Source organism: Streptomyces sp. NPDC020958, from assembly GCF_055562175.1.
The window spans coordinates 102197-113579 of record NZ_JBVHFU010000001.1 but is presented as its reverse complement, the minus strand read 5'-3'; the positions used below and the strand labels follow the sequence as shown (position 1 = coordinate 113579).

Annotated in this window: 13 protein-coding genes; 6 read left to right on the top strand and 7 right to left on the bottom strand. The window is 71.4% G+C overall.

Going from position 1 to position 11383, the window contains the following annotated elements:
- Positions 1-28: 28 nt before the first annotated feature.
- A complete protein-coding gene (locus tag ACZ3KP_RS00540) occupies positions 29-394 on the bottom strand; it encodes an STAS domain-containing protein (RefSeq protein WP_467495144.1) in 366 nt (121 codons plus the stop codon).
- Between the two features lie 202 nt (positions 395-596).
- Between ACZ3KP_RS00540 and ACZ3KP_RS00535 the strand changes: the two genes are divergently transcribed.
- A complete protein-coding gene (locus ACZ3KP_RS00535) occupies positions 597-1052 on the top strand; it encodes an ATP-binding protein (protein ID WP_467495142.1) in 456 nt (151 codons plus the stop codon).
- A gap of 136 nt (positions 1053-1188) precedes the next feature.
- Entirely contained in the window at positions 1189-1416 is a 228-nt protein-coding gene (locus tag ACZ3KP_RS00530) for a DUF5133 domain-containing protein (protein ID WP_132887805.1), read from the top strand.
- A gap of 51 nt (positions 1417-1467) precedes the next feature.
- Here ACZ3KP_RS00530 and ACZ3KP_RS00525 read toward each other — a convergent pair whose 3' ends face one another.
- Together ACZ3KP_RS00525 and ACZ3KP_RS00520 are read right to left on the bottom strand one after the other, a co-directional pair.
- A complete protein-coding gene (locus ACZ3KP_RS00525; RefSeq protein WP_467495140.1) occupies positions 1468-2940 on the bottom strand; it encodes an APC family permease in 1473 nt (490 codons plus the stop codon).
- A gap of 60 nt (positions 2941-3000) precedes the next feature.
- Positions 3001-3693, bottom strand: a complete 693-nt coding sequence (locus tag ACZ3KP_RS00520) for a FadR/GntR family transcriptional regulator (RefSeq protein WP_358983165.1) — start codon at positions 3691-3693, stop codon at positions 3001-3003.
- 148 nt (positions 3694-3841) lie between these two features.
- On the opposite strand from ACZ3KP_RS00520, the gene ACZ3KP_RS00515 reads away from it, so the two are divergent.
- Positions 3842-5245, top strand: a complete 1404-nt coding sequence (locus ACZ3KP_RS00515) for an amino acid permease (protein WP_467495138.1) — start codon at positions 3842-3844, stop codon at positions 5243-5245.
- Positions 5246-5255: 10 nt separating this feature from the next.
- On the opposite strand, the gene ACZ3KP_RS00510 is transcribed toward ACZ3KP_RS00515, so the two are convergent.
- The 3 genes from ACZ3KP_RS00510 to ACZ3KP_RS00500 form a co-directional block, all read right to left on the bottom strand.
- Positions 5256-5882, bottom strand: coding sequence for a YigZ family protein (locus ACZ3KP_RS00510; RefSeq protein ID WP_358983168.1), 627 nt, complete (start codon positions 5880-5882; stop codon positions 5256-5258).
- 81 nt (positions 5883-5963) lie between these two features.
- Positions 5964-6506 carry a SixA phosphatase family protein gene (locus ACZ3KP_RS00505; RefSeq protein WP_467495136.1) on the bottom strand — a complete coding sequence of 181 codons (543 nt, stop codon included), beginning with the start codon at positions 6504-6506 and terminating at the stop codon, positions 5964-5966.
- The gene (locus tag ACZ3KP_RS00500) at positions 6503-7234 is read right to left on the bottom strand and encodes a hypothetical protein (protein ID WP_467495134.1); all 732 of its coding nucleotides are present in this window, start codon (positions 7232-7234) and stop codon (positions 6503-6505) included. Before ACZ3KP_RS00500 ends, ACZ3KP_RS00505 begins: the two co-directional genes overlap by 4 nt.
- A gap of 184 nt (positions 7235-7418) precedes the next feature.
- On the opposite strand from ACZ3KP_RS00500, the gene ACZ3KP_RS00495 reads away from it, so the two are divergent.
- The 3 genes from ACZ3KP_RS00495 (at position 7419) to ACZ3KP_RS00485 (ending at position 10970) form a co-directional block, all read left to right on the top strand.
- Positions 7419-7832: a CoA-binding protein gene (locus tag ACZ3KP_RS00495; RefSeq protein WP_467495132.1), complete on the top strand. Its 414-nt coding sequence runs from the start codon at positions 7419-7421 to the stop codon at positions 7830-7832.
- 217 nt (positions 7833-8049) lie between these two features.
- Positions 8050-9687, top strand: coding sequence for an APC family permease (locus ACZ3KP_RS00490; RefSeq protein ID WP_358983176.1), 1638 nt, complete (start codon positions 8050-8052; stop codon positions 9685-9687).
- Positions 9688-9755: 68 nt separating this feature from the next.
- Complete coding sequence (locus ACZ3KP_RS00485; protein ID WP_467495129.1) at positions 9756-10970, top strand: 4-hydroxybenzoate 3-monooxygenase; 1215 nt, start codon at positions 9756-9758, stop codon at positions 10968-10970.
- Here ACZ3KP_RS00485 and ACZ3KP_RS00480 read toward each other — a convergent pair.
- Positions 10964-11341 carry an ArsR/SmtB family transcription factor gene (locus ACZ3KP_RS00480; protein ID WP_358983179.1) on the bottom strand — a complete coding sequence of 126 codons (378 nt, stop codon included), beginning with the start codon at positions 11339-11341 and terminating at the stop codon, positions 10964-10966. The two genes, ACZ3KP_RS00485 and ACZ3KP_RS00480, sit on opposite strands and share 7 nt — an antisense overlap.
- Positions 11342-11383: the final 42 nt, after the last annotated feature.

The following is an 11383-nucleotide window of genomic DNA, read 5'->3' as shown; positions in this document are numbered from 1 at the left end:
CACGGAGGGTTTTTGAAACGCGGGGCCGTCACGCAGCGATGGCGTCCTCGACGGTCGGGTGGCAGGTGACGAGGGCGTCGAGCCCCACCATCTGCACGATGCGCAGCGCAGGGCCCCGGGCTCCCGCGATGCGCAGCCACCCCTGGGCGGCCCGGGTCGTCTGATAGGCGGCGACCAGGGCGTTGATGCCGCTGGAGTCCATGAACGTGACCCCGCTCAGATCGACGACTATCCGCGCCGCGGCCGTGGGGTCGGCCGGCGGTGTGGCGCGGGCCAGGGCGCCCGCGCTCTCGTAGTCGACCTCCCCGCGGAGGGTGAGAACGGTGATGCCGTCGGCGTCGGCACGGGTCACGGCCAGCCGTCCCCGGCTCTTTGCTTCCTCGTTGTCTGTCACCTGCGACCTGCGCATTCTCGGTCCGGGCTGGGATTCTCCGTAGCCAACGCTGCCCCGGGAAGCGGAACGTGATGCACGAGACGGCGCAGTTTTCTCGCCGACCCGGGAGTAGTGCAGGCCATCACCGGGTAAACGCGCGCCCATGAACGGGGTATTGCAGATCGTCGGCAGGGAGCCTGTCCCGCCCGAGGAGTGTTCCCGGATGCCGGAAGCCGCACCTGACGACGTCACCTTCGCACTGGACGGGGCGGACGGCTGTATCGCCGGCGCCCGCCACCGGACGTCGGAGTTCCTGACGCGGGCCCAGTCCGCGCACGGACTTCCGGTGACGGCCCGGACCATGGACCTGGCGCAACTGGTGGTCAGCGAGCTGGTCACCAACGCGCTCAAGTACGCGCCGGGGCCGGTGATGCTGCGGCTGGGCATCGCCGGGGGTGCGGTGGAGATCGAGGTGTGGGACAGCGATCCGACGCTTCCGCTGGCCAGAGCGGCGGACGCCGGGCGGGTCGGCCAGCACGGTCTGGAGATCGTGCTGGCGGTGGTGCAGGGCTTCGAGGCGCACCGGGAGCCCGTGGGCAAACGCGTCACCGCCCGGCTCGCGCTCTTCGACGACGTGCTGCCGGGACTCGGCCCCTACGGTGCCGACGGGGACGGTTGACGGTCGCCCACCGCGACAAGGCCGCTCTTCGCCGCGCCGGGTACACCGGCCCGGACGAGGGGAATGAGCGGCGGAAGCCGGGGCACACGGGGCGCTGTACGACCCATGTGAAGCGTGATGACGCAGGAGGCTTGCGATGCTCATGGCCCACCCCGCCGTGCTGATGAACCTGGTCGAGCAGTACGAGACGCTGCGGGTCCTGAACGCGGACGACGGGTCCGAGGAGGTGCGCTCCCGGATGGCCGACGTCGCCTACACGCTCTGCGTGGCGACCGGTACCAAGGACATCGACGCCGCTCTCATCGCCGCCCGGCACCGGCTCCCCGGCGCCCGCACGGAGGACGACTCCCTGCTGTCGGCCTGACCGGGCGGAGCGGCCCGAGCCGTGCGCAGGGTGCGCGGGCGGAGGGTGCGCTCACTCCACGTCGGCGACGACCGAGCCGACGCGTTCGGCGAGGTGCGGTTCACGGCGGACCAGGAGTGTGGCGTAGCCGACGGCGGCGAGCAGGGCGGCCAGGGCCACGTACGGGAACCAGCTGTACGGGGCCGGCTGCCCGGGCTTCGCCAGGTAGTAGAGGGGCACGAGGATGGCCAGGGTGCCGGCCGCCGGCAGGACGAGGTGTCGCAGGACGCGGAACTCCTGGGGGCGGTACCGGCGGTAGTACAGGGGCAGGGCGATGTTCGAGGCCAGGTAGACCAGCAGGATCAGGATGGCGCCCAGGCTGGAGGCCTCGGTGAAGAAGACCACGGGGTCCATAGGACCGCCGCCCAGGACGTGGCCGAGGCCCCAGCCGCCGATGATCAGCAGCGCGGTGACGGTGAAGGTGACGATCGCGTTGTTCGGCGTACGGCGGGTCGGGTGGACGTAGCCGAAGAAGGACGGCAGCAGGCCCTCCCGGCCGGCGTTGAAGATCAGCCGGGCCTGGGAGTTGATGCCGGCGATCAGCACCCCGAGGGTGGAGGTGAGGCCGCCCACGTAGGCGAGGGCGGCCAGCACGCCGAGGGTGTCCTGGGCGACGTCGATGAAGGGGATGGGCGACGCGCCGAGCCGCCGCACGTCGTAGCCGAAGCCGGTGACGGTGGCGTAGGCGAACAGGATGTAGCTGACGGTCATGATGGCGACGGAGGAGAACACCGCGCGGCCGACGTTGCGACGCGGGTTCTCGGTCTCCTCCGCGAGGGCCGCGGAGTTCTCCCAGCCGACGAAGAGGAACACCGCGATCGGGAAGCCCGCGGCCAGGCCCCTGAGGCCGTTGGTGATGTGGCCGGGCAGGAACGGGGCGGCGGACAGGGCGCCGTGGTGTCCGGCGATCGCGGCGACGGAGACGACGGCGAGGACGAGCATCTCCACCGCGAAGAAGTAGCCGGCCCACTTCGTGGAGACCACGATCCCGCGCAGCATCAGCAGGACGGCCGCCCCGGTCAGCAGCAGCGTCCAGATGATCCAGGGGAGGTCGAGGCCCGTGTAGTGGTGCAGGGTGATCTGCACGAAGCCGCCGGAGATCGCGATGACGGACGCCATGGCGACGATGTAGCCGAGGCCCGCGAGCAGGGCGGTGGTCACGGCGCTGACCGGCCCGAAGGTCCGGCCCACGAAGGTGATGAAACTGCCCGCCGACGGGTGGGCCCGGGAGAACTCGGCGAGCGTGTTGCCGAGCAGGGCCACGGCGACCCCGGCGGCGACGATGGTCAGCGGCGAGGCGACACCCGCGGTCGTGGCCAGGAAGGCGAAGCCGAAGAAGAAGCTCATGGCCGGGCCCACGTTGGCCATGGTGGCGGCCGCGATGTCGGCCATGCCGAGGACGCCGCCGCGCAGTCGCTGCGGGGTGGGGCGGCCCGGTGGGCCCGAGGCCGACGGGGACCCGGCGGCGGACGCGGGATCGGACATGACGCCAGCTCCTTCGGGGACGGTCTTCGAGCGGTTGCGGGACTGGGCGGGGCGGCGGGGTCAGGCGGGCCCGGAGCGTGGGCCGGCGTGCGGGTGCGCTTTGACCGCGGCCACCGCGAGGGCCATGTCGCCGCGGGCGAGTTCCTTCAGGAGGTCGGCGTGATGGCGGTTGCGTGCCCTCACCACCTCGGGTTCCGGGGCGGGCAGCAGGAGGCACTGCCGGCCCAGCAGGTCGGCGGCGAACTCACGGATCCCGGGGCCGCCGAGCGTCTGCGCCAGTTCGAGGTGGAAGCGGGCCTCCAGTTCGGGCAGCCGGTCCGGCGCGTCGGCGCGGTCCATCTCCTCGACGAGGGCGCGCAGCCCGTCCAGGCCGCCGTCCGGGATCTCGCCGGCCGCGTGGGAGACCAGGCCGCACTCCAGGAGCAGGTGGAAGGCGTCCAGGGCGGCCCCCTCCGCGGGATCGTGCAGGACGGCGGCGACGGAGTCCCATTCCCGGGCCACGAAGGTGCCGCCGGACCTGCCCCTGCGACGGTCCAGGAGGCCGTCCTGGCACATGCCCTCCAGGGCGCGGCGCACGGTGATCTCACCTATGCCGAGCTCCTCGGCGAGGACCCCGGCGTCCGGCAGCCGGTCCCCCGGCGCCTCGGACTTGAGGCGTACCCGCAGGGCGATCCGGGAACGGACCAGCTCCGCTCCGGGCCGTACGGGGCCCGGCCCGCTGTAGGGGCCGAACTTGCCCCCTGTATTCACCACGACGCCACCCTAACGGCGACCTTGCGGACGCAGCCCAACGCTGAAGCGAAAAATAGAGCAAGGTGAACATTTAAACAAGACTGTTTTTTTGGATCGTCGTGAACTAATTTTCGTGACCGCTCTGGTCCGCACTCCCATGGATGTCGAGATGACCACAACCCTCCCCGCAAGCCCGCCCACCGAGCCCGGTCTGAAGGCCGGGCTCAAGAACCGCCACCTGTCGATGATCGCCATCGGCGGGGTGATCGGCGCCGGCCTGTTCGTCGGCTCGGGGTCCGGCATCGCCGCCGCCGGCCCCGGCATCCTCATCTCGTACGCGCTGGTCGGCGTCCTCGTCGTGCTGGTGATGCGCATGCTGGGCGAGATGGCCGCCGCCAACCCCACCTCCGGCTCGTTCTCCGCCTACGCCGACCGGGCCCTCGGGCGCTGGGCCGGTTTCACCATCGGCTGGCTGTACTGGTTCTTCTGGGTCGTCGTGCTCGCCGTCGAGGCGACCGCCGGGGCGAAGATCCTGGCCGGATGGATCCCGGCGGTCCCGCAGTGGGGCTGGGCACTGATCGTGATGCTCGTGCTGACGGCCAGCAACCTCGCCTCGGTCAGCTCGTACGGCGAGTTCGAGTTCTGGTTCGCGGGCATCAAGGTCGTGGCGATCGCCGCGTTCATCGTCGTCGGCGGTCTGGCCCTGTTCGGCCTGCTGCCCGGCTCCGACCACCCGGCCTCGGGGTTCTCGAACCTGACCGCCCACGGCGGCTTCCTGCCGCACGGCCCCGGCGCGATCCTCACCGGTGTCCTGATGGTGGTCTTCTCGTTCATGGGCAGTGAGATCGTCACCCTCGCGGCCGGCGAGTCGGCCGACCCGCGCGGGGCGGTCGCCAAGGCCACCAACAGCGTCATCTGGCGTATCGCCGTCTTCTACCTCGGTTCGATCCTGATCGTGGTGTCGCTGCTGCGCTGGGACGACCCGGCGATCCTCAAGGACGGCTCGTACGTCGCCGCGCTCAGCTCGATCGGCATCCCGCACGCCGCGCAGATCATGAACGCGATCGTGCTGACCTCGGTGCTGTCCTGTCTCAACTCCGGTCTGTACACGGCCTCCCGGATGGCGTTCTCGCTCGGCGGTCGCAACGACGCCCCGGCGGCCTTCGCGCGCACCACGGACCGCGGGGTCCCGCGCAGCGCCATCCTGGCCTCGGTGGTCTTCGGCTTCGTCGCCGTCGCCTTCAACTACCTCTGGCCGGACACCGTCTTCCAGTTCCTGCTGAACTCCTCCGGCGCGATCGCCCTGTTCGTCTGGCTGGTCATCTGCTTCTCCCAGCTGCGCCTGCGGAAGATCATCCAGGCCGAGGAGCCGGAGAAGCTCGTCGTGCGGATGTGGCTCTACCCGTACCTGACGTGGGCCACCATCGCCCTGATCACCTTCGTGCTGGGCTACATGCTCACCGACACGAGCGCGGGCGGCGGCCGTGACCAGGTCGTCCTGTCCACCCTGGTGGCGGTGGGCGTCGTCGTCTTCGCCCTGGTCCGCCAGCGCGTCACCGGCCAGAAACGGTGACCGGGCGCCGTCAGGCGTCGCCGTAGGCCTCCCCGCCGAGCTCCAGGCTCGCCGTGCCCGCCGTGGCGTCGGCGAGCCAGCCGCGGAAGGTGTCGACGTCGGCGTCGGGGAGGCCGATCTCGATGGTGACCGCCTCTCCGTAGCGCACGTCGCGGACCTCGCGGCCGGTGGCCCGCAGGTCGTTCTGGACCTTGCCGGCGCGCTGGTGGTCGACGGTCACCGTGGCCAGCCGGAAGCGGCGGCGGGTGAGCGTGCCGAGTTCGTCGAGGGCCTCGCCGACCGCACCGCCGTAGGCACGGATGAGGCCGCCCGCGCCGAGCTTGACGCCGCCGTAGTACCGGGTGACGACGGCGACGACGTAACGCATCTCACGGCGCAGCAGCATCTGGAGCATGGGGACCCCGGCGGTGCCGCCCGGTTCGCCGTCGTCGCTCGCCTTCTGGACGGAGGCGTCGGCGCCGATGACGTACGCCCAGCAGTTGTGGCTGGCGTCGGCGTGCTCCTTGCGGATCGCCGCGACGAAGTCCTGGGCCTCCCGCTCGTCGGCCGCCGGGGCGAGGGCGCACAGGAAACGGGAACGGTTGACCTCGGTCTCGTGCACGCCCGCGCGGGCGACTGTGCGGTACTCGTCCTGCATCCGCCCAGCCTATGCGGCCATCCGGCCCACCCGGGCCGCCCCGGCGGCCGGTGGACCGCGGTCAGGGGTGCGTGCACCAGGTCAGGCCTTTGTCCCCCGGGCCACCGTCACCTCCGTCAGCAGCGCGGCTCCCGGACCCAGCTCCGCCCATGTCGTCCCGTGCCAGGCGAGGACCGCGATCGCCGACGTCGGGAACTTCGCGCGGACCTGGTCCAGGGTGTCGTCCAGGCCGCCCCCCGCCAGTTCCAGGACCAGCTCCTCGAGCCCCGGGTTGTGCCCGATCAGCAGCAGCGTCTCCACCTCGGCCGGCACCTCGCGCACGACCTCCAGCAGCTCGGGCACGTCGGCCGCGTAGACCCGGCCGTCGTAGCGGACCGGCGGCGGTGTGCCCCACTGCCCGGCCGCCAGCTCCCAGGTCTGCCGGGTACGCACCGCGGTCGAGCAGATGGCGAGGTCCGGCAGGCAGTCGGAGGCGGCGAGGGCCCGGCCGGCCGCGGGCGCGTCACGGCGGCCGCGCGCCGCGAGCGGGCGCAGCTCGTCGGGGACGCCCTCGGGCCAGGACGACTTGGCGTGCCGCAGGACGACCAGGCGGCGCAGCGGGCCCGCGCCCGCCCGGGCGGTCACGCCGGCCTCCCCAGGTCGCGGGTGAGGTCGAGGGCGAGCAGCCGGTCGGCGTAGGCACAGGTCTCGAAGCGGGCGCCGTCCGGGATCTCGGCCTGGCTCTCCATCCAACGCAGCACACCGAGGACGCCGGGTACGTCGAGGTCGTCCTCCCAGGCGTCCCGCAGCCGCCCCCGCACCTTCTCGGGCACCGGCCGGGAGGGGCTGCGCGCCCATCCGGCGACCGACTGCCGCAACCGCCCGAGCCGCCGTCCGGCCTCGTCGAGGGCGCCGGCGGCGAGGTGGACGGCCGTGCGGCGCGGGGCGTCGAGCAGGGCGAGCCGAAGGGCGGCGGGGTCGGCGAGCCCGTTCAGGGCGTCGGCGTCCGGTCCGCCGGCGGGGGCGACTGCCACGGTCACCCCGGTGCCGGGCACGGGCGCGTCCCGCGCCGTCACGTGGATGACCTGTGCCTCGCCGAGCCCGGAGGCGAGGTCGCGACCGTCCTCGAAGGGGCGGATGCCGAGGGCGGTGGCGGCGGCGTGCAGTTCCGCCTGGTGGCGGTCGGCGGTGAGCAGCGGCAGGACCGGGGTGCCGCCGAGTTCCAGGGCGCGCAGCAGGAGGTCGGTGGTGAGCAGGACCCGCAGCCCGGTCAGGTCGCGCCCGGGGACATGGGCCTCGACTCGGGTCAGGGCACGTCGGACGGGGGCGGCGGGGACGGTCTCACCGGTCTTGGCGTCGAGAATGCGCAGCACGGGCTGAGCGTAGGCGTGCGGAGGACCGTACGCAGGCACCTTGCGACGATTCCGGTCACCGTGGCGGGACATACGGGACATGCGACGCCCACCCATGTCACCGGGACCGCCTCGCGCCGGGGAATCAGGGTCCGCCGCAGGGGGTTGGCCACGGCAGACGGTCCCCGAGCAGAGGAGGCAGCCGGTGTACGGCGACACAGAGACGGTCACCAGGATCCTGACCGGTACGGGTGACACCTGGGCGGTGGTCGGCCTGTCGTCCAACCGGGGCCGGGCGGCGTACGGGGTGGCGCAGGTGCTGCAGCGGTTCGGCAAGCGGATCGTGCCGGTCCACCCGAAGGCGGAGACGGTGCACGGCGAGCCGGGCTACGCGTCGCTCGCGGACATCCCCTTCGACGTCGACGTGGTGGACGTCTTCGTCAACGGCGAGCAGGCCGGGGCGGTGGCGGACGAGGCCGTGGCGAAGGGCGCGAAGGCGGTCTGGTTCCAGCTGGGGGTGGTGGACGAGGCCGCGTACCGGCGGGTACGGGCCGCCGGGCTGGACATGGTCATGGACCGCTGCCCGGCCATCGAAATTCCGCGACTGAGCGGGATTTGAGCTTGATCTGAGCTTTCTGTCTTACCCTCTTCTCACAATCCGCACCTGAATACGGACATTCCGTGACCCTCGCTCACCTGCGCAAAAGCTTTGGCCAAGACAGGCAAGATCGAGGGTCAAATTTTCTACAAGGCTCTTCTGTCGTTCCGGAGCCCGCCCTTAAGTTGTGCCCTCTTGCTCGTTAAATCTGCGTTCAGAAACTGAGAGGCCACTTGACATGGTGAGTGTCGAGAAACCCGCGACGGAGGACACCCGGCCTTCGGGCGGGCTGAGGCGGGACGTCGGCCTGATCGGCCTGATGTGGGCCTCGGTGGGCTCGATCATCGGATCCGGCTGGCTCTACGGCGCGCAGAAAGCCGTCGTGGAGGCGGGCCCCGCGGCGATCATCTCGTGGGTGATCGGCGCCATCGCGATCGTACTGCTGGCCCTGGTGCACGCCGAACTCGGCGGCATGTTCCCGGTGGCGGGCGGTACGGCCCGCTACCCGCACTACGCCTTCGGCGGGCTGGCCGGCATGTCCTTCGGCTGGTTCTCCTGGCTGCAGGCCGCGACCGTGGCCCCGATCGAGGTCGAAGCCATGATCGGTTACGCCGGTCACTGGAAGTGGGCACAGCACCTGCAGCACGCCAACGGAACCCTGACCCACACCGGTCTGCTGGTGGCGGTCGTGCTGATGGCCCTGTTCGTGGGAGTCAACTTCCTCGGCGTGCGGGTGCTCGCGCACACCAACAGCGCCGCGACCTGGTGGAAGATCGCCGTGCCGCTGGCCGCGATCTTCATCATCGCGGTCGGCAACTTCCACCCGTCCAACTTCCACTCCGAGGGCTTCGCCCCGTTCGGCGCCAAGGGTGTCCTCGCCGCGATCAGCACCAGCGGCATCATCTTCGCGCTGCTGGGCTTCGAGCAGGCCATCCAGCTGGCCGGGGAGAGCCGCAACCCCAAGAAGGACCTGCCGCGCGCCACGCTCGGCTCGGTCGCGATCGGCGCCGTCATCTACGTCCTGCTCCAGGTCGTGTTCATCGCCGCGCTGCCGCACGCCAGCTTCGCGCACGGCTGGGCCAACCTGGCCTACAAGGGCATCAGCGGCCCGTGGGCCGGACTCGCCAGCCTGGTGGGCCTCGGCTGGCTGGCGTGGGTCCTCTACCTCGACGCGATCATCTCCCCCGGCGGCACCGGCCTGATCTACACCACCGCCACCTCGCGCGTCTCCTACGGCCTGGCGAAGAACGGCTACGCGCCGAAGCTCTTCAGCAGGACCGACGCCCGGGGCGTGCCGTGGTTCGGTCTGATCATGTCCTTCGTGACCGGCGTGATCTGCTTCCTGCCGTTCCCGAGCTGGCAGCAGCTGGTCGGCTTCATCACCTCCGCGAGCGTGCTGATGTACGCCGGTGCGCCGCTGGCGTACGGCGTCTTCACCGACAAGCTGCCGCACCTGGAGCGTCCGTACCGGCTGCCCTTCGGAAAGGTGATCTCCCCGGTGTCGTTCGTGGTCGCCAACCTGATCATCTACTGGTCGGGCTGGGGCACCCTGTGGCGGCTCGGCATCGCGATCGTCCTCGGCTACCTGCTGCTCGGCGGCTACGCGCTCTACGCGGTCAACAAGAACCTGCCGGACGCGCCCAGGCTGGACTTCAAGGCCGCCCAGTGGCTGCCCGTCTACCTGGTCGGCATGGGCCTGATCTCCTGGCAGGGCAGTTTCGGCGGCCAGGGGCACATCGCCCTGTGGTGGGACATCCTGGTCATCGCCGCCTTCTCGGTCGTCATCTACTACTGGGCCAAGGCGACCGCCTCCGCGACGGAGGACATCGAGCGCAGCATCGACGAGGTCGTGGTCACCGACGCCCCGGTGCACTGACCCGGCACACCCCCTGCGTCCCGTCAGCCACGGTGGCACTGCCGTGGCTGACGGGACCCCGTCATAATGTGGGGGTGAATCCCAATTCCCCGTCAGAGGAACACCGTACGGTCGTCGTCGTGGGCGCCGGGCCCGCCGGGCTGACCGTCGGGAACATCCTGCGGGCCGCCGCCGTCGACTGCGTGGTCCTGGAGACCGAGAGCAGGCAGTTCGTCGAGACCCGGCCGCGGGCCGGGGTCATCGAGGAGCAGGTGGTGCGCGGCCTGCGGGAGCACGGTCTGGCCGACGCCCTGTCGGCCCGCGCGCAGGTCCACGACGCCTGCGAGTTCCGCTTCGCCGACGAGCGGTTCCGCTTCGACTACGCCGAGCTGACGGGTCATCACCACTACGTCTACCCGCAGCCGTTGCTCGTGACCGACCTGGTGCGGGAGTACGCCGACGTGCGCGGCGGGGACGTCAGGTTCGGAGTGCGGGACGTCCGGCTGCACGATCTGGAGACGGACCGCCCCGCCGTCTCGTACACCGACCCGGCCACCGGGCAACGGCACCTGCTGCGCTGCGAGTTCGTCGCCGGCTGCGACGGCGCGCGCGGGGTGACCCGGGACGCGATACCCGACGGACGGGTGCGGATCTCGCGCCGGGACTACGGCGTCGGGTGGCTGGCGCTGCTCGCCGAGGCGCCGCCGTCCTCGGACTGCGTGCTGTTCGGCGTCCATCCGAACGGTTTCGCCGGACACATGGCCCGCAGTCCCGAGATGACCCGCTACTACCTCCAGTGCCCACCGGGCGACGACCCGGAGAACTGGTCCCACGACCGGGTCTGGCACGAACTGCGCCAACGGCTCGGCGCGGCCGGGGCGCCGCCGCTCACCGAGGGGCGGCTGCTGGAGAAGCGCGTACTGGACATGCACGACTACGTGGTCGAACCCCTGGTCTTCGGCCGGCTCCTCCTGGCGGGCGACGCCGGGCACCTGACCGCGCCGATCGCGGCCAAGGGCTTGAACCTCGCCCTGCACGACGCCTTCCTGCTGGCCGACGCGCTCGTCGCGCACATCCTGAGAGGCGACGACACCGGCCTGGACGGGTACTCCCACGCCTGCCTGCGCCGGGTCTGGGACTACCAGGAGTTCTCCGGGTTCCTGTCCGGCATCTACCACGGCACCGCCTCCGGCGATCCCTTCCTGGCCGGGACCACGCTGGCCCGGCTGCGGAGGCTGTTCACCTCACGCGCGGCGGCGACGTCCTTCGCGGAGCAGTACCTCGGTTCGGCCGCCGCCTACTGAGCCCCTCCCGGGCGATCCTCGGCGGCGGTCTCGGTGAGCCGGTGGTCGGCCACCTTCAGCGCCTCGTCGACCAGCCGGCGCAGATGACCGTGGCGCAGCGAGTACACCACCCGCCGCCCCTCCTTGCGCGTACCCACCAGACCGGCGAGCCGCAGCCGGGCCAGATGCTGGCTGACGGCGGGCCGGGCGGCGCCGCACACCTCGGTGAGCGTGGTGACGTCCGCCTCCCCCGCGGTCAGCGCGTGCAGCAGGGTGAGCCGGGTGCGGTCGCCGAGCAGGGCGAGGAGTTCGGCGGCGAGCGCGAACTGCTCCTCGCCCGGGCTGCGCGGATGCGCATGATGCGCAGGTGATAGGTGCGTGCGTGCGCTCATACGCACATAATGGCGCCGAGGGCACGGTCTGTCCACGCCCCG

Coding starts and splice junctions, on each gene's coding strand:
- ACZ3KP_RS00535 (WP_467495142.1), top strand. CDS start 597: ATGCCGGAAGCCGCACCTGACGACGTCACCTTCGCACTGGACGGGGCG.
- ACZ3KP_RS00530 (WP_132887805.1), top strand. CDS start 1,189: ATGCTCATGGCCCACCCCGCCGTGCTGATGAACCTGGTCGAGCAGTAC.
- ACZ3KP_RS00525 (WP_467495140.1), bottom strand. CDS start 2,940: ATGTCCGATCCCGCGTCCGCCGCCGGGTCCCCGTCGGCCTCGGGCCCA.
- ACZ3KP_RS00515 (WP_467495138.1), top strand. CDS start 3,842: ATGACCACAACCCTCCCCGCAAGCCCGCCCACCGAGCCCGGTCTGAAG.
- ACZ3KP_RS00510 (WP_358983168.1), bottom strand. CDS start 5,882: ATGCAGGACGAGTACCGCACAGTCGCCCGCGCGGGCGTGCACGAGACC.
- ACZ3KP_RS00490 (WP_358983176.1), top strand. CDS start 8,050: ATGGTGAGTGTCGAGAAACCCGCGACGGAGGACACCCGGCCTTCGGGC.
- ACZ3KP_RS00480 (WP_358983179.1), bottom strand. CDS start 11,341: ATGAGCGCACGCACGCACCTATCACCTGCGCATCATGCGCATCCGCGC.